18 protein-coding genes are annotated in these 17548 nt (G+C 29.2%); 9 read left to right on the forward strand and 9 right to left on the reverse strand.

What is annotated here, in order from left to right:
* Positions 1 to 134: 134 nt before the first annotated feature.
* The 3 genes from BUC03_RS03295 to BUC03_RS03305 form a co-directional block, all read right to left on the reverse strand.
* Positions 135 to 1490 carry a DEAD/DEAH box helicase gene (locus BUC03_RS03295; protein ID WP_073148226.1) on the reverse strand — a complete coding sequence of 452 codons (1356 nt, stop codon included), beginning with the start codon at positions 1488 to 1490 and terminating at the stop codon, positions 135 to 137.
* Between the two features lie 163 nt (positions 1491 to 1653).
* Positions 1654 to 3195 (reverse strand): SDR family NAD(P)-dependent oxidoreductase, encoded by a 1542-nt coding sequence (locus tag BUC03_RS03300; protein ID WP_073148228.1) that lies wholly within the window; start codon positions 3193 to 3195, stop codon positions 1654 to 1656.
* Between the two features lie 4 nt (positions 3196 to 3199).
* On the reverse strand, positions 3200 to 4501 hold the full coding sequence (locus tag BUC03_RS03305) for a DEAD/DEAH box helicase (protein WP_073148230.1): 1302 nt from the start codon (positions 4499 to 4501) through the stop codon (positions 3200 to 3202).
* Positions 4502 to 4885: 384 nt separating this feature from the next.
* On the opposite strand from BUC03_RS03305, the gene BUC03_RS03310 reads away from it, so the two are divergent.
* The 5 genes from BUC03_RS03310 (at position 4886) to BUC03_RS03330 (ending at position 8811) form a co-directional block, all read left to right on the forward strand.
* Positions 4886 to 5305: an SRPBCC domain-containing protein gene (locus BUC03_RS03310; RefSeq protein ID WP_073148232.1), complete on the forward strand. Its 420-nt coding sequence runs from the start codon at positions 4886 to 4888 to the stop codon at positions 5303 to 5305.
* Between the two features lie 14 nt (positions 5306 to 5319).
* The gene (locus BUC03_RS03315) at positions 5320 to 6309 is read left to right on the forward strand and encodes a glycosyl transferase family 90 (protein ID WP_073148234.1); all 990 of its coding nucleotides are present in this window, start codon (positions 5320 to 5322) and stop codon (positions 6307 to 6309) included.
* A gap of 87 nt (positions 6310 to 6396) precedes the next feature.
* Positions 6397 to 7392 (forward strand): NADP-dependent oxidoreductase, encoded by a 996-nt coding sequence (locus BUC03_RS03320; RefSeq protein ID WP_073148236.1) that lies wholly within the window; start codon positions 6397 to 6399, stop codon positions 7390 to 7392.
* 166 nt (positions 7393 to 7558) lie between these two features.
* A complete protein-coding gene (locus BUC03_RS03325) occupies positions 7559 to 8206 on the forward strand; it encodes a SanA/YdcF family protein (RefSeq protein WP_073148754.1) in 648 nt (215 codons plus the stop codon).
* Between the two features lie 125 nt (positions 8207 to 8331).
* Entirely contained in the window at positions 8332 to 8811 is a 480-nt protein-coding gene (locus tag BUC03_RS03330) for a CREC-EF hand family protein (RefSeq protein WP_073148238.1), read from the forward strand.
* Between the two features lie 83 nt (positions 8812 to 8894).
* Here the strand turns inward: BUC03_RS03330 and BUC03_RS03335 are convergent, their stop codons facing one another.
* Positions 8895 to 10001, reverse strand: a complete 1107-nt coding sequence (locus BUC03_RS03335; RefSeq protein ID WP_073148240.1) for an alkene reductase — start codon at positions 9999 to 10001, stop codon at positions 8895 to 8897.
* A gap of 65 nt (positions 10002 to 10066) precedes the next feature.
* Positions 10067 to 10654, reverse strand: coding sequence for a Crp/Fnr family transcriptional regulator (locus tag BUC03_RS03340; protein ID WP_073148242.1), 588 nt, complete (start codon positions 10652 to 10654; stop codon positions 10067 to 10069).
* A 219-nt stretch (positions 10655 to 10873) separates the two neighbouring features.
* On the opposite strand from BUC03_RS03340, the gene BUC03_RS03345 reads away from it, so the two are divergent.
* Positions 10874 to 11143 (forward strand): hypothetical protein, encoded by a 270-nt coding sequence (locus tag BUC03_RS03345; protein ID WP_073148244.1) that lies wholly within the window; start codon positions 10874 to 10876, stop codon positions 11141 to 11143.
* A gap of 165 nt (positions 11144 to 11308) precedes the next feature.
* Positions 11309 to 13414: a DNA helicase RecQ gene (gene recQ / locus BUC03_RS03350; RefSeq protein ID WP_073148245.1), complete on the forward strand. Its 2106-nt coding sequence runs from the start codon at positions 11309 to 11311 to the stop codon at positions 13412 to 13414.
* A gap of 46 nt (positions 13415 to 13460) precedes the next feature.
* On the opposite strand, the gene BUC03_RS03355 is transcribed toward recQ, so the two are convergent.
* A complete protein-coding gene (locus BUC03_RS03355; protein ID WP_073148247.1) occupies positions 13461 to 14321 on the reverse strand; it encodes a hypothetical protein in 861 nt (286 codons plus the stop codon).
* Positions 14322 to 14328: 7 nt separating this feature from the next.
* Complete coding sequence (locus tag BUC03_RS03360) at positions 14329 to 15039, reverse strand: Ig-like domain-containing protein (protein WP_073148249.1); 711 nt, start codon at positions 15037 to 15039, stop codon at positions 14329 to 14331.
* A gap of 420 nt (positions 15040 to 15459) precedes the next feature.
* Here BUC03_RS03360 and rlmF point away from each other — a divergent pair, with 420 nt between their 5' ends.
* Complete coding sequence (gene rlmF / locus BUC03_RS03365) at positions 15460 to 16416, forward strand: 23S rRNA (adenine(1618)-N(6))-methyltransferase RlmF (RefSeq protein ID WP_073148251.1); 957 nt, start codon at positions 15460 to 15462, stop codon at positions 16414 to 16416.
* 46 nt (positions 16417 to 16462) lie between these two features.
* Here the strand turns inward: rlmF and BUC03_RS15275 are convergent, their stop codons facing one another.
* Positions 16463 to 16615, reverse strand: coding sequence for a hypothetical protein (locus BUC03_RS15275; RefSeq protein ID WP_200799124.1), 153 nt, complete (start codon positions 16613 to 16615; stop codon positions 16463 to 16465).
* A 58-nt stretch (positions 16616 to 16673) separates the two neighbouring features.
* Complete coding sequence (locus BUC03_RS15415) at positions 16674 to 16805, reverse strand: hypothetical protein (protein WP_262493966.1); 132 nt, start codon at positions 16803 to 16805, stop codon at positions 16674 to 16676.
* Positions 16806 to 17073: 268 nt separating this feature from the next.
* On the opposite strand from BUC03_RS15415, the gene BUC03_RS03370 reads away from it, so the two are divergent.
* Positions 17074 to 17502 carry an FKBP-type peptidyl-prolyl cis-trans isomerase gene (locus BUC03_RS03370; RefSeq protein WP_073148253.1) on the forward strand — a complete coding sequence of 143 codons (429 nt, stop codon included), beginning with the start codon at positions 17074 to 17076 and terminating at the stop codon, positions 17500 to 17502.
* Positions 17503 to 17548: the final 46 nt, after the last annotated feature.

Raw genomic sequence — 17548 nt, forward strand, 5'->3', positions numbered from 1 at the left:
ATTAAAAAAATTGTTATTTATAATACTACAAATATCAAGTTTATATTTGGATAAAACCGTTAAATAAATGTTTATTTTAAAAAAAAGTCAAATTAAATTTTAAATACTTGATATTCAATTATTTATAAGGTAAATTATTTATTCTTATTTCTCTTATTGTAGTTTTTATCTCCTCTAGTTTTAGGTTTTTTGTATTTCTTTTCTAGTTTTCTTCTATAAGAACCTCCTAAATTCTCTTTTCTGTTTTTTTCTTTTTTCTCATGAAACGCTGGACCAGGTGCATCTTCATCTTTAATCTTTGTTGGATTATCAATTTCTTTTTCTCTAGGTCGCTCTTCTGGAGTAAGTTGCTTAGAAATTTCTACTTGTTCTGGCATTTCTAACTCTTTTATAGAAGTACCCATTAATTCTTCTATTGCTTCTTTAGCTTCTCTCTCTTTTTCTGTATATAACAAAATAGAACTCCCCTGCTCTTCTGCACGACCGGTTCTACCAATTCTATGCATATAATTTTCTGGGTAACGCGGTGTATCAAAATTTATAACGTGTGTAATTTTATGTAAATCTAAACCTCTAGACATTACATCACTGGTAACTAATACTCGTGTTTTTTCTTTATTAAAATTCTCTATAGATCTTAATCTGTAATTTTGAGTTTTGTTAGAGTGAATAACGGCTACCTCATAAGAAAAACGCTCTTCTAATAAATTGAAAACTAAATCTGCACTCTTTTTGTTTGGTACAAAAACTAATACTTTTTGAAAAGTGTCTTTATCTTTTAATAAATCTAATAGTAAATTTACTTTGGTATAAAAGTTAGGTACAGCATAACAAACTTGATCTATATTTTCTAAAGGTGTACCGCTTACTGCTACAGAAATAGTAGTTGGACTTTTAAAAAAGTCTTGAATAAATAAATTTACATCTTCTGTCATTGTTGCAGAAAACATAATATTTTGCCTACGTGGAGGTAAAATTTCTAAAATATTAGTTAGCTGAAACCTAAAGCCTAAATCTAACATAACATCTACTTCATCTATCACCAACTGTTTAATCTGTTTTAATTGTAAGGCTCTACTCAAAGTTAAATCATACAATCTACCTGGTGTTGCAACTACAATATCACAGCCTTGTGCTACTAATTGGTGGTGAGTATTCATATTTACACCTCCGTAAACAGCAGCTACTCTAAGATTTAAATATTTAGCAAATTTATTAATCTCTTGCTCTACTTGAATTACAAGCTCTCTTGTAGGAACCATCACTAATACTCTAGGGTGCTTCTGCTCTGAGTATTTAAGATTTTGTAAAATAGGTAACATATAAGCAAAAGTCTTACCTGTACCTGTTTGTGCAATACCAACTACATCTTTACCACTCATTATTACAGGGAAAGATTTAGATTGAATTGGTGTAGGTTTTTTAAAACCTAAGTCTTCAATACCGTATTGTAGTTGATTATTTATTTTAAAATCTTCAAATAATTCCATACTTTATAAATTACTCACAAGGTGAGATTTGAGAAAATCCGAAATAAATTCGGAATAAAAAATTAAGACTAATTCCAGAAAAATTTCTAAAAATTAGCAATTGCAAAAATAGAGTTTATTTTTTAAGAAAACTGGTGAGCTTAAAAAACTTAAAAAAAACATTTTACCAATCTATAGGAAAATAGTCTTTTAAAAATTTACCACTCCAGTGTTTTCCTGTATTAATTCCATCTATTAACGGATCCATAACTCGTGCTGCTCCATCTACAATATCTAATGGTGGCTGAAAATCATGAATTTCTGTTTTACGTTTAGAAAGTTCTGCTGGATCTTCATCTGTCACCCAACCAGTGTCTACAGCATTCATATAAATACCAGATTTAGCTAAAGTTGCTGCAGAAGTATGTGTTAACATATTTAATGCTGCTTTTGCCATATTGGTGTGTGGGTGACGGTCTTCTTTTTTAAATCTATGAAACTTCCCTTCCATCGCAGATACGTTAATAATATGCTTTTTACCCGTATCTTCTTTCAGCATTAATTGTGATAAACGATTACACAAAACAAAAGGAGCTACAGAGTTTACTAATTGTACTTCTACCATTTCTGTAGTTTCAATCTCCCCTAATTTTAATCTCCAACTATTTGTTTTTCTTAAATCTACTTGTTGTAAATCTGCATCTAACTCACCCTCCGGAAATACTTCTGAAGCTTGTAACGAGTTATCAAAACTATAAGGTATTTGACTTAATTTTGCTGAAGAACGTAAACCTATACCTGGTTCTGGACCGTGCCAAGTTACAGGTAATACGTTGTTTTTACTTGTTTTTTGCGTAGTTACGCTTAAACTATTTAATTCTTCTAGACAAGAATGATGGTCTTTTAAAAGTTTTTGAGCCAATATTGGTAACTCTGTTAATGGTTTTTCTTCATTCTCCATTAAGTGAGCGTAAAAACCAGCTGGTCTTCTTACTGTTTGTGCTGCATTGTTAATTAGTATGTCTAATCTATCGTACTTCTGCTCAATATAGTTACAAAAAATTTCTACACTAGGTATATGTCTTAAATCTAACCCGTGAATATGCAATCTATTACTCCATTGAGAGTAATCTTCTTCTTTTGCAAAACGAATTGCAGAATCTGCAGGGAAACGCGTAGTAGCAATAACCGTTGCTCCTGCACGTAATAACATTAAAGTAATATGATAACCTATTTTTAAACGAGACCCCGTCATTACTGCAACTTGATCTGTTAAATCTGCTGTTTGAAAACGCTTTAAATAGTTTAAATCACCACACTCTGTACACATACTATCATAAAAATGGTGTAGTTTGGTGTAAACTTTTTTACATACATAGCAGTTTCTTGGTGACTCTAGCTCTGGAGTTTCTTTATTTAAATTTTCTTGTGCTACGGCTAATAATTTAGGTGCTACAAAGACGTTAGCTTCTCTTGCAGATCTTATTCCTGTAGTTTTACGAGCGTGTTTATCACGTGCTATCATTTTACGTTTAGCCGCCTTTTTAGCATCTTTTCTTCTACGCTGAAATTCTTCTCTATTAGGTCTAGTTAACGCTCCTGCTACTTTTAATAATTCTATACGTTTTTCTTCTGGAAGCTCAAAAAGTTGATTAGTATCTTCCAGTAAATCTTGTATTGTTTTAATGCAAGCATCTATATCTGCAATTAGATTTTTTTCTGTCATAAACTTATATCACGCTAATGCGTACTTTCTTTTTCTTTAATCTAGTATTGTTTGTTTTTTCTATCACTTTTTTAGCCTTTGCTTGAGGCACTGCTACAAAAGCACAATCTTGTTTTAATTCAATTAATCCTAATTCTTCTTTAGATAAGTTTCCTTGTTTTAAAAGCAATCCTGCTATATCTCCTTTAGAAATTTTATCTTTTCTTCCACCAGAAATAAATAAAGTGGTCCAAATTGTTCCTAATTTTTCTTTGGCTTCTGTTAATTTAGCTATTTCTGAAGTTTTTATAAACTCAGGTAAATACTCTTCTTCCCATTGTAACACATAGGCAGTTCCTGCAGTATTCATTCTAGCTGTTCTACCATTTCTGTGAGTAAACTCCTCTACTTTTAAAGGTAATTGGTAATGTATAATAAAATGAAGTTCTGGTATATCTAAACCTCTAGCCGCTAAATCTGTAGCTATAATTAGTTGGTGAGTACCATTTCTAAATTTAATTAAAGCTCTTTCACGTTCTATTTGCTCCATACCACCATAAAAACAACCGTGTGGTATTTTGTTTACTTTTAGATAATCACTTACGTATTGAATAGTATCTTTAAAATTGCAGAAAATAATACCAGGTTGATTACCCACGTGGTGCAACACATCTAGTAATGCTTGTAGTTTATTCTTTTCTGTAGCAATTACTTTTTTTATACTTAATTGATTTATTTTATCTCCTAAATAGTTAATTACTAACTCCTTTTTTAAACCAACAAAATCTGGCACTTCTATTTCTTGAGTAGCAGAAGTAAGTATACGCTTATTTAAATTTCGCAAACCTTCTATAATCTGCTTCATCTCTGCTTCAAAACCTACTTCTAAAGATTTGTCAAATTCATCTAAAACTAAAGATTGCAATTTTTCTGTAGAAAAAGTTTCTCTACGCAAATGATCTGCAATTCTTCCTGGAGTACCTATTAATATAGTTGGCGGATGTGCTAGTTCTATTTTATCTTTAGAAAATGGCCTACCTCCATAAACAGCATTGGTTTTAAATCCAGCACCCATTTCTCTTATAACTTGCTCTATTTGTATTGCTAATTCTCTAGAAGGTACCAAAATTAATAATTGCACCTCTTCTAAATCTGCTTGAAGAGTTTCTATTAATGGTAGTAAAAATGCAATGGTTTTACCAGTACCTGTTGGTGATAGTAAAATTATATTATTTGTAGATGAAATTGCTAAAGATGCTTCTTCTTGCATTGCATTTAATTGATTAATATTCAGCTTTGCTAAAATATCTTTTTGTGATTTCATCATTCTATATTGCTTCTTGGATAACCGGTAAATTATACCTTTATATTTTTTGCAAATATAGTTACAGTTTTACTCTTAAATTATTAAAAATCAAATGTTATTTAAAAATAAATTTAATAGATTAACTCTACTTGTATGGTTTAATAAAATTATAGCTTCTAAAAGTTTAAAACCTCTACAATTACCTCTTTTATACCATTATAATCTTTAAAATATTTGTAATTTCATAAGTATTATCAGAAAAAAATTGAAAAAATATAATTTTTTAATAACTGAAAATCAAACTTTTAAACAAATACTACGATAAAATAAATTATACTTCTTTAAAATTAACTTTTATCATTTATATTTGAAAATATAACATTTAAAAATCTCTTACATTTAATCATGGAGTCTATTACCGTAGAAACTTCCCTTAACGTACCAGTACATCAAGTTTGGGAATCTTGGACTAACCCTAAACACATTAAGCAATGGAATTTTCCTTCGTCTGAATGGAAATGTTCTCAAGTAACTCAACAATTAGAACCTGGTGGAGAATTTTCATTTAAAATAGAAGCTAAAGACAAAAGTAAAACTATTGCAGTAGATGGGGTATATGAAATTATAATACCTAAAGACGAAATTGTTTATCTATTAGAAGACGGAAGTAAAGTAAGTATTCTTTTTACAGAAGAAGGAGAAGAAACTTTTGTAACTAAAACTTTTGATGCAGACGAAGATGAAAGCACTTTAGATGAATTAGAAGAATTTCACCAAGCTATTTTAGATAATTTTAAAGCACATACAGAAGCCTATTTTAAATAAATAGACTCTTTGTTATGGATTTAAAACGTTTGTCTGGTAAACATAAAAATAATAAGATGGCTTATTATTTTAAAAACTACTGGAGTTATTTTGTTGGAAATAAACTACAAAATTTTCAGCTAGATAAAAAACTACATCAGCTTGATCAACTAGACAAAGAATATGTTTTTAAACGTGTAAACTATTATTACCAATTAGATAAAAATCATGAAATTAGTAATGATAGCAAACCTTTAAATTCTATTCCCTTAAAAAAAGGAGGTAAAACTTATTTTTTTGATTTTTTAGAACACCATAAATATTTTTCACAAAAGTTTAAAGTAGACTACCTTTTTGGAGATATCACTCACACGCCTAATTACCCAACTTTATTAAAAAGTAGACCTATATCTGGTCAAAATAAAAATTCTATTTTAATGAAATGGAATAAAATTAGGCACTTTCTTTTTATAAAAAAGCATCCTAAAAAATACCTAGATAAACAAGACTTATTGGTATGGAGAGGTAAAGTGCACCCTACTCAACCTCATAGAATCAACTTTGTTCAAAAATTTATAGATCATCCGCTTTGTGATATTGGTAAAGTAAACACTAATCAATTAAATAGTAATTGGGTAAAACCAAGAATGACTATAGAAGAGCAATTAAACTATAAATTTATTATGAGTATAGAGGGTAATGATGTTGCTAGTAATTTAAAATGGGTTATGTCTTCTAATTCTATTGCAGTAATGCCAAAACCAAAATTTGAAACCTGGTTTATGGAAGGTTCTTTAAAACCAGACTATCACTATATTGCTATAAAAGATGATTTTTCTGATCTAGAAGAAAAATTGAACTTTTACATAAACCATCCAGAAAAAGCCAAAACTATTATTAAAAATGCCAACCAATATGTGAAGCAGTTTCAAAATAAAGAGAGAGAAGACATTATTTCTTTATTAATTCTAGAAAAATACTTTGCTAAAACACAGCAAAAAACAAGTAAATATTTCTCTAATTAACCTACTAATTGCCTAGTGTTAAAATAGATTTAAACTAGGTCGTTTCTTCTTTTAAGCCTTCTAATAATTGTAATTTTATTAAAAAAAATGAAAAATACAATTCTATTAAATAGCAGACCAGAAGGAAAACCACAAGAGTCTGATTTTAAATTTGTTAATCAAGAAGTTGGCACTCCCTCAAATAATGAAATTTTAATTGAAAGTAAATATGTTTCTGTAGATCCCTATCTAAGAGGAAGAATGAGTGATGCTAAATCTTACGTACCTCCATTTAAATTAAATGAGCCTATCACTTCTGGAATTGTTGCAGAAGTTTTACAATCTGAAAATAGTTATTTTAAAAAAGGTGATTTTGTAACAGGTAATTTGCCTTGGAAAAAACAACAAGTTGTAAATCCAGAAAATTTACAGAAAGTAGATCCAGAAAAAGCCCCACTATCTACTTATCTAGGTATTTTAGGTCTTACTGGATTAACAGCCTATTTAGGTTTAACCGAAATTGGTAAACCTAAAAAAGGAGAAACCTTAGTAGTTTCTGGCGCAGCAGGTGCTGTTGGTAGCGTTGTTGGGCAAATTGGTAAAATACTAGGTTTACACGTAGTTGGTGTTGCGGGAAGTGATGAGAAAGTAGAAATGCTTACCAGCAAGTTTGGTTTTGATAAAGGTATTAATTACAAAACTACAGACAATATGGCTAAAGCCATAGCAGATGCTTGCCCTAACGGTGTAGATGTTTATTTTGACAATGTAGGTGGTGAAATTTCTGATGGTGTTTTAGTCAATATCAATAAATTTGCTAGAATAGCCATATGTGGTGCAATTGCCGTTTATAACAAAACTTCTATCCCAAAAGCCCTTGCAGTACAACCATTTCTGGTTAAAAATAGCGCTTTAATGCAAGGGTTTATTGTAAGTAATTATCAAGATAAGTTTGGTGAAGCATCTAAGCAGCTAGCTCAATGGCTTCAAGAAGATAAACTTGTTTATGAAGAAACCATGGTAAAAGGCTTTGAGAATATACCACAAGCATTTCTAGATTTGTTTGAAGGTAAAAATAAAGGTAAAATGGTAGTGCAAGTATAAAATACTTTACAACTAACTATTAATCCATCCCCTTTGTAAATTAAATTATAAAGGGGGATTTTATTTTTAGATAGATTTATAGTTTAAAGAGAATTATTATATTTTTAAAGTTCTATTATCAACCTTTTGTGACAAATTTTCTAAAACCTAATATTTACTTAATTTGATTACATTACTTAAAAAAAGAAAAGTACAATACCTACTTATCATTATTATTCTCTCCCCTATTCTATTTATTGGAGCTTCTAATTATTTTATCGAAAAAAATTCTATCAACAAAACATATTTTAATACCTCACAAATACCTCAAAACAAAGTAGGCTTAGTTTTGGGTACTTCTAAAAAACTACAAAACGGGAATATTAATCTTTATTTTAAATATAGAATTGAAGCTACTGTAGCTTTGTATAAAGAAGAGAAAATTGAATTTATTCTGGTAAGTGGTGATAATAGTAGTAAAAATTATGATGAGCCATCTGATTTTAAAGAAGAACTGATAAAATTTGGGATTCCGGAAGATAAAATTTTCTTAGATTATGCTGGTTTTAGAACTTTAGACTCTGTAATTAGAGCAAAAGAAATATTTGGACAAAATAATATTACTATTATCTCTCAGCAATTTCATAACGAAAGAGCTATTTATATTGCAGAACATAACGGGATAAATGCTGTTGGTTTTAATGCAAAAAATGTATCTTACGCTTATGGTATTAGAGTACAATTAAGAGAATATTTAGCCAGAAGTAAGGTATTTTTAGATATACTTTTTCATGTAAAGCCTAAGTTTTTAGGGGATAAAGTAAAAATATCTTAATTATACAAACATCTATTTACCAGATAAATAAATTAAAATTTACAAGAAATACAATTACAAATGCTTTAAACATATTTTTTTGGCATTGTATTTGGTTTAACCAATAAAACTAAAATAAAATTACAATGAAAAAATCAATTTTAATGTTAGGAGCTGTTTTAGCACTAGGTGTTACTGCAAACGCTCAAAAAATGGAAAGAAAAGGTAAAATCTCTGCTGATAAAATTATAGAAAGATTTGATGAGAACGGAGACAACCAATTAAGTAAAGATGAATTAGGAGATAATGAAAGATTGACTGAAAATTTTGATAAAATTGACACAAACAGTGACAGTTATTTATCTGAAGAAGAGCTAAATGCAATGATTGCAGAAAGACCAAAAATGAATGGTGACAGAAAAAAACTTGTAAAAATGAAAGCTTCTGCTACTGAAAAAAGGGCTAAAATTGCAGAATTAGATACAGATAGTGATAAATTAATTAGCAAAGCTGAAGCTGCTGAAAACACTAAATTATCTGAAAATTTTGATACTTTAGATACCGATAAAGATGGTTTTCTGTCTAAATCTGAATTAAAAGCTGCTAAAAAATTATTAAAAAAATAATTTTTTAGTACTTACTATATTATATAAAAAAAGCGAGTTATTTAACTCGCTTTTTTCGTGGGGTAAAATGATTAATCTTGTAATTAATCTGTTTCTTTTTCATAGTCTAAATACCCTTTTTTTCCTGATGTATAAAATGTATCATTATCCCATTCTGTTAATGCAACACCTTGCTCAAACCTTTCTACCAAATCTGGATTAGAAATAAATGGCTTACCATAAGCTACCAAGTCTGCATCTCCATCTTTAATTACTTTATTTCCTTTGTCTTGATCAAAAGCTGTATTAATAATTAAATTGCCTTTATAAATAGGTCTGTAATGTTTTGCTATTTCTTTTACTGCGTATGGATTGTTAGAAACATCTGTAAAAGGTTCAGATAAATGCAAGTAAGCCAAATTATAATTATTTAATTTTTCAACTATATAATCAAAAGTTGGAATAGACTCTTTATCTAATTCAATACCAAAAAGTCCGTCTAAAGATGGATTTAATCTTAACCCAATTTTATGTTCTGGCATTACTTGTTTAATTTCATCTAAAACTTCAAATAAAAATTTAGCTCTATTTTCTATACTTCCTCCATATTCATCTTCTCTTTTATTGGCGTTTGCACTAAAAAATTGATGAAATAAATAACCGTTAGAAGAGTGAATTTCTATACCATCAAAATCTGCATCCATAGCATTTTTAGCTGCATTTTTAAAATCTTGTACAGTTCTTTTAATATCTGCAATAGTCATCTCTTTTGGGGTAACAGTATCTTTAAAACCGTTGTATGTAAATGATTTTGCATTAGGATTAATTGCAGAAGGAGCTAATGGTTTTTCTCCGTTATGAAAATCTGGATGAGAAATTCTACCTACATGCCAAAGCTGAATAAATATTCTGCCTCCTGCATTATGCACCATATGGTTTACTTTTTTCCATCCTTCTACTTGTGCTTTGCTATAAATTCCTGGAGTATTAACGTACCCTACAGCTTCTGGAGAAACTTGAGAACCTTCAGAAATAATTAATCCTGCTGAAGCTCTTTGTTTATAATATTCTCCCTGTAATTCTTCTGTAGCTATATTTCCTTCATTATCTGCTCTACTTCTTGTCATTGGTGCCATTACTACTCTATTTGGTAGTTCTAGTCCGTTGAGATTAAAAGAAGACAATAACGGTTGATTTTTATCTTTAGCCATGATTTTTTTCAGCAAAGATAAAAGAGTGATGTAAGAAGTAGAATGATATAAGTTATCTAAACTAGTTAAAAAGTGTTAACTTTTACAAGCTCTTTTCTTATTCTGCTAAGGCTTTCTGGTTTAATGCCTAGATAATTTGCTACTTGGTAATTGGCAATACGCTTTTCTATATCTGGGTAAGCCTCACAAAACTCTACGTAACGCTCTTTGGCTGTTTTTTGTAAGCTAGATAAAATTCTGGTTCTTAAAGATACAAATGCCTTTGTTGTTTTTATTCTAAAAAAACGTTCAAATTTTGGTATTCTTTGGTAAACAGTTTCTAGTACATCTTTATTTATTGCTAATAGAGTACAATCTTCTAAAGCTTCAATATATAGTTTTGCTGGTTCTCCGTTAAAAAACGACTCAAAATCACTAATCCACCAATCTTCTACAGCAAATTGTAAAATATGTTTATTACCTAAATGATCTATATAATAAGCTAATAAGCACCCTTTTACTACAAAATATTCTTCTTTTACACGATCTCCTGGCTTAATTAAAAACGATTTTTTCTTTACTTTTTTTTCTACTAACACACTTGTAAATTCTTCTAATTCTTCATTAGTCAACTCTATCGTATTGGTAACGTGTTGTATAATTTCAGCGTGCATAAATAGTAGTACTATGGTTATTTTTTACAAGAGAATTTTAGTAAAAACCTTATTAAAATCTATCAAATCTAATACTAATTTTATAAAATTTTAATACCAGTAAATTTAATTGCTACATAAATAGCTGTTAAAAGTTTTTAGAAACCTATGTTAAAGCAAGTTAATTAAAAATTACCATCTATAGTTTTCTTGTAAATTGAAATAAAAAAACTTAGAGAAATGAAAAAGCAAGATGCATACAACTCAGAAATAACAGAACAAGAAAAAGAAATGTTGAATCAAGAAAACATTCATAATGATGGCGGTGACGATCAAGAATTAAATCAGCGTAAAAAAGACGTAGATTTTACAGGAAATGATTTAGATGTACCTTATAGCGATAAAGCTAAAAAGAATAACGGACCTAGCGGTTTAAAAGATGAAGAAAATGATATATACAGCCAAGGCGGTAATAATAATGATTTAGAAGAAGACCATAGCGGACAGTAATAAAAACCGCTTTGGTAAAAAAGTGCTAACTATAAATAATGGTTAGCACTTTTTTTATGCCTTTATCTAAAATGGTAATTGTTCACATATATTTAGATTGGCAGAAGTAATTTCGTGAGTTAATTCATTTTGTCTAATTTTGCAATCTTAAATAAATACTTATCTATGTCTGTAACCACTTACCAAGAACAGCTCTACCCTACTCTTAAAAAATACTTTGGTTACGATACATTTAGAGCACAACAAGAAGAAATAATTACAAGCGTACTTCAAAAAAAAGACTGTTTGGTAATTATGCCTACAGGAGGTGGTAAATCTATATGTTTTCAGCTTCCGGCTTTATTATTTGAAGGATTAACGCTAGTAATTTCTCCGCTAATAGCGTTAATGAAAGACCAGGTAGATGGTTTAAAAGCCAACGGTATAGAAGCAGATTTTTTTAATAGTAGCCAAGACAACATACAGCAACAAGAAATTTTAGATAAGGTTGTAAATAAACAAATTAAATTACTTTACGTAGCACCAGAAAGTTTATCTGGTTTAAATGATATTTTAAAAGAAACTTATATTAGTTGTATTGCTATAGATGAAGCACATTGTATTTCTTCTTGGGGGCATGATTTTAGACCCAGTTACCAGCAATTAGGTTTTTTAAAACGTTCTTTACCTCAAACCCCAATAATTGCTCTAACCGCAACAGCAGATAAAGCTACAAGGCAAGATATTATAGATCAATTAAATATACCGCAAGCTAAACAGTTTTTAAGCTCTTTTGATAGAAAAAATATCACCCTTGAAGTTAGACCTGCAGAAGATAGAGTAACCCAAATTTTAAAATTTGTAGAAAAAAGAAGTTCAGAATCTGGTATTATTTATTGTTTAAGCAGAAAAGGAACAGAAAACATTGCAGAAAAACTTCAAAATAAAGGTATTAAAGCAACAGCTTACCACGCAGGCCTAACCTTTGAGCAACGTGCAAAAGTACAAGAAGATTTTATTTTTGATAAAACTCAAGTAGTTTGCGCTACAGTAGCATTTGGTATGGGAATAGACAAATCTAACGTGCGCTACGTTATACACTATAATATGCCTAAAAATATTGAGGGCTATTATCAAGAAATTGGTAGAGCTGGTAGAGATGGGTTAGATTCTTACGCTTTACTTTTTCATACTTATGCAGATGTTATACAATTAAGAAAATTTACACAAGGTGCCGCCAATGAAGAAATACAGAATGCCAAGTTAGATAGAATGAAAGAATTTGCAGAAGCTACAGATTGCAGAAGAAAAATTCTACTTGGTTATTTTGGAGAGTATTTAGAAAAAAATTGTGGTAATTGTGATGTTTGTAAAAATCCGCCAGAATTTTTTGAAGGTACTGTACTTGCCCAAAAATTACTTTCTTGCATTGCCAGATTAAAAAATAAAGAAGCAGCAGGAACTGTGATTGAAGTTTTAAGAGGTGCGCAAAATGCTAATATAATTTCTAAAAACTACCAACATATTAAAACCTTTGGTATTGGTAATAACATATCATTTAGAGATTGGCAACATTACCTAACGCAACTTATTAATCAAGGATATTGTGAAATTGCTTTTCATAAGCAAAATACATTGCAATTAACAGAAGTAGCAAAAAAAGTATTATTTGAAAATCAAAAAGTATTACTAACTAAACCAACAGCACTTAAAGAAAAGAGAGAATCAATTGCTAAATCATCAAGTAAAAAAATTAAAACTAAAGAAACTTTATTTGAAAATTTACGCAAGCTAAGATATACCATAGCAAAAGAAGAAGACATACCTGCATATTTAGTTTTTAATGATGCTACATTAAAAGAAATTGAAAGAGAAAGACCACTTACAGATGAAGATTTTATGAATATTAGTGGTGTTGGTCAACGTAAATTAGAAGTATACGGAGATCTGTTTATGGCTGAAATTAAAAAATTTAATCAAACTAAAAAAAAGAAAGCCAATACTCACAAAGTAACTTTTGATTTGTATAAAGAAGGTTTATCTATTGAAGAAATTGCAGAAAAAAGAAACTTAACCTCTACTACTATCTATTCTCACATTGCTAAGTTATACAGTGAAGGTAAAAATATTAATATTAATGATTTTGTAGAACAAGCAATTATAGATCAAATTGAGTCTGCTAAAAAAGAATTAAAATCACCCGATGGCTTAAAACCTTATTTTGAATATTTTGATGAGAAGATTCCGTATTTTAAAATTAGACTTGCATTAAGTGCTTTAGAGAAAAATTAGTTGACTATTTTTATGTAAATGTAAAATAGCCAACTAACTATTATTATTATTTAATATCTAAAAACACACCTCCGCTATAAGATGGTTGCGCATATATAATACGGCCAGAAATTGCAGTTGCGTAGGTAAAAGAAACTCCTAATTTCTTGGTTATATAATAAGCTGCTTCTACTGCTACACTCACATATTCTACATTATTAGCAAATATACTCCCTTGTGTATTTTGAGCAGATAGTGAGCCGTTTTTTAAAGACTTTACAGCATTTAATTTCCCTAATAACCAAAACTTATCCCATAATTTAATTCCTGTTTCTGCACCATAATGAAATTCATCTGAAAAATTATTAGTTCTATTATTAAACCCCAAATAAGCTTTGGCATAAGAACGCTTTTCAAATAATTTGTATGAGCTTCCTGCATTTAATGTTAGTAATTGATTAAATTCACCATCACCAGTTTGAAAACTACCATCACTCCCTGCCTTATCTTTTCCGGTTGGTAACCCAAATTTTATTGTAGAAGAAATTGCTATTTTTTTCTTTTTTAATAATGCAAATCTAAACCCTAAATCTATATCTCCAATACTATTTACGGCTTCGCCATCTTGCAAAACATTACCATTAGTACCAGAAACTTGAGTGTTTTGGTAGATTCTTGTAAAAAAAGGAATATATGTAATTACGTCTATCTTATCTGTAATACCATATTCACCATAAAAACTTAGTGTAAAATTACCACGAGTTGCATTTGGGTCTATTTCTCCAGAGCTAGTATAATGCTCATCTGCCACTAAAGACCAAGCAGATAATTTGTAATATCCATTTCCTTTTTCTTTTGTCCATTGAGCATAGTTATTTTGAAAAACAAAAAAAACAGATATAATTGCTAATAAGTGTAAATGCTTCATATAAAATTTATTTATCTGTGATTATTGCTTGTCCTACTAAAATTGAAAAAGGCCTACACCATTGCACTAAATATTGGTAGTCATTTATTCCTACATTATCTATATTATAAGTAAAAGCTCCTGTATAATGTACGCCATCATTATCATCATAAGCATCAATTTGCAAAGCATTAGATAATGAGTTTGGGTTGTTTGTTAAAAACAAAGCAAAACCTGGTAAACTTTGGTCTGCTTGGTAATTACTAGCTAAGTTTATTTGTATGCCAGAAGAGGTTTCTAAAATTTCAAAATCTCCTGCTGCAACATAAGAAGATGTTTCTACAAAGGTTCCTACTTTAATCGTTTCTACAGGAGTTATCACTTCATCATTTGCAACTACAGTTATCGTTAGGCTATCTACTAACTCAACTCCATTATTACTATTTGTTTTTGCCGTAATTGTTGCAATACCTTCATTTAAACCCGTCATATCTGCAGAGGCACTATCTATAGATATAACATTAGAGTTAGAGCTTTGCCAAGTAATTGTTTTATTTTCTATTTCTCCTACATTATTGTAATAAAAGGCTTCAAGTTTTATAGTATCACCTATATTTAAAATACTAGTTGTACTTGTAATTCTAACTTCTTCAGATATAGTATCGTCAACAATGTCTTCTTGTATACAAGAAATAAATCCTAGAAAGAGGAAGATAAACACAAATTTTAATTGTTTCATTAGAGTATAATTTGATCCATAGAAAATTTATGTCGAGAACTAAATTGAATTATTACAGATAAATTAACATAATTAGAAACAATAATATAAAACTGAATACAATTAGGTGATAATTATCAAAAAAAACATAAGTGTTTTTACTTTTAACACTATAAAACTCTACAATACTGTGATACTATTATCTTGATTTTATCAAAATCAAAGTGTTTTGTCAATGTAGTTGCTTTATAATAAGCATAATTAAAGTGCATTTATAACTTGATAGTGGACACTTATGAGTAATTTTGAAAAATATTGAGTAAAAAATAGAGAGGATCAATAGCTTAGAGTTTTATAATCGAAGGAATCTATATTTGAAAAAAAATAAAATTCTACAATAGAGATAATATTTAGCGATACATTAAAATTTAATTAGAGAGTATGTCTACACCTAAAAATGTAAAAGAAAAACCAAAATTACATCCTAGAAATAAAAATAGAGATAGGTATGACTTAGATGCATTATGTGATGTTAGTCCTAAACTTAATAGCTTTATAAAACCTAATAAATGGGGAACCAATTCTATAGATTTTTCTAATCCATTAGCGGTAAAAACTCTTAATGCCGCAATACTTAATTATTATTACGGAATTAAATTTTGGGATTTTCCTGAAAAAAATCTTTGCCCTCCAATACCCGGAAGAGCAGAATATATACACCATATTGCAGATTTACTGAGTAATTATAATGAAGAAAATATAGTTAGAAGTGAAAAAATAAAATGTTTAGATATTGGTACAGGGGCTAGTTGCATTTATCCTGTTATTGGTGTTGCAGAATATAACTGGAATTTTATTGCTACAGATGTGGATGCAAAATCTATAGAATCTGCACAAAAAATTGTAAAAACAAACAATTCTCTAAAAGGGAAAGTAAATTTTAAATTACAGAACAATCCCAGATTTATATTCAGAAATATTTTAAATGAACAAGATAAAATTGACGTTTCTATTTGTAACCCTCCATTTCATGCCTCTATAGAAGATGCTATTAGTGGTACAAAAAGAAAAATTAAAAACTTAACTGGTAAAAAAACAGATTCTGTAGAACGTAATTTTTCTGGAAATTTGAATGAATTGGTATATAAAGGTGGTGAGTTTCAGTTTATTCAAAATATGATTTTTGAAAGTAAAGCATTTTCCAAAAATTGTTTGTGGTTCACCACTTTAGTATCAAAACAATCTAATCTTAAAAAGATTTACAAAGTTTTAAAGAAAAACAATCCTTCAGAAATAAAAACTATAGATATTAGTGTAGGTAATAAAACTAATAGAATTGTAGCGTGGACATACTTTACACCCCTTGAAAGAGAAAAATGGCTAAAAAGCAAACTATAATTATTAGTTTATTAGCAGACGAGGTTTATAATAAATTAAGTGAAAATTACCACCACCCCATATAACTTCCAGAAAAAGCTACTGCAATAGCTAATACAATTAATACCACAATAATAAAAGAAGCACCAAATTTAGTTTTTTTGTTGTCTTTTAATATATAATCTTCGTTGTTTTGATTTTTAGTTGGATCTGCTGACATATGTAGAGAATTTAAAATGAATAAATTAACTTATTAATAATTAACTAATTACTCAGGTTTATCCTGGTAGCAAAAAAATAGCTGTTAGGGTAATTAATACTGCTAAAATCACTGCTAAGTTAGATGCAAAATCGTTGCTTTTATGAACTTGTATATTATCTACCTCTCTAGAATTTTGGTTAGTTTTCATAGTTAATTGATTTAGTTTTTCTGAAAATTAACTAATTAGTCAACTTACAAATATTAACAGAATGCTAATTGGGAAAAAATTTAAAACAAGTTTAAGAGATAGAGCTTAAAAAAAAGCTTTTACTCTATATATGTTAAGTTTTTCTTAATACTCTTAGATAATAAGCCTATAGCTGTGGATTTTCCTATTCTACTTTGTAGTTTCGCAAATTCAAATGAAAATAACTTATCTAGTTAATTTTCAGTTTATTAAAACATAAAACAAATTTATGAGTCAAGTTAAAGAGAATAACACTGTAAAAATCCATTATACTGGTAAACTTCAAGACGGTCAAGTTTTTGATAGTTCTTTAGAGAGAGAACCTATTGAATTTACAATTGGAAGCGGTCAAATTATTCCTGGTCTTGAAAAAGGCCTTATCGATATGAAGGTAAACGATAAAAAAACCATTGAAATTCCTCAAGCTGAAGCATACGGTGAAGTAATAGAAGATTTATTTCAAGAAGTACCTAAAGATCAATTACCACAAGAAATTGCTCCAGAAGTAGGTATGGGATTAGTAGCTAAAAATCCTGACGGTTCTGAGCGTCAATTAAGAGTGGCAGAAGTAAAAGAAACTTCTATCATTATTGATGCTAATCACCCATTAGCAGGTAAAGACTTAATCTTTGACGTAGAAGTTTTAGAGATTAAATAAAAATACAAGTACATATTTTATTAAAAATCACAGGTAGTTTTTCTAT

It is taken from the genome of Mesonia phycicola (genome assembly GCF_900141885.1).
GTDB classification, from domain to species: Bacteria; Bacteroidota; Bacteroidia; order Flavobacteriales; family Flavobacteriaceae; genus Mesonia; species Mesonia phycicola.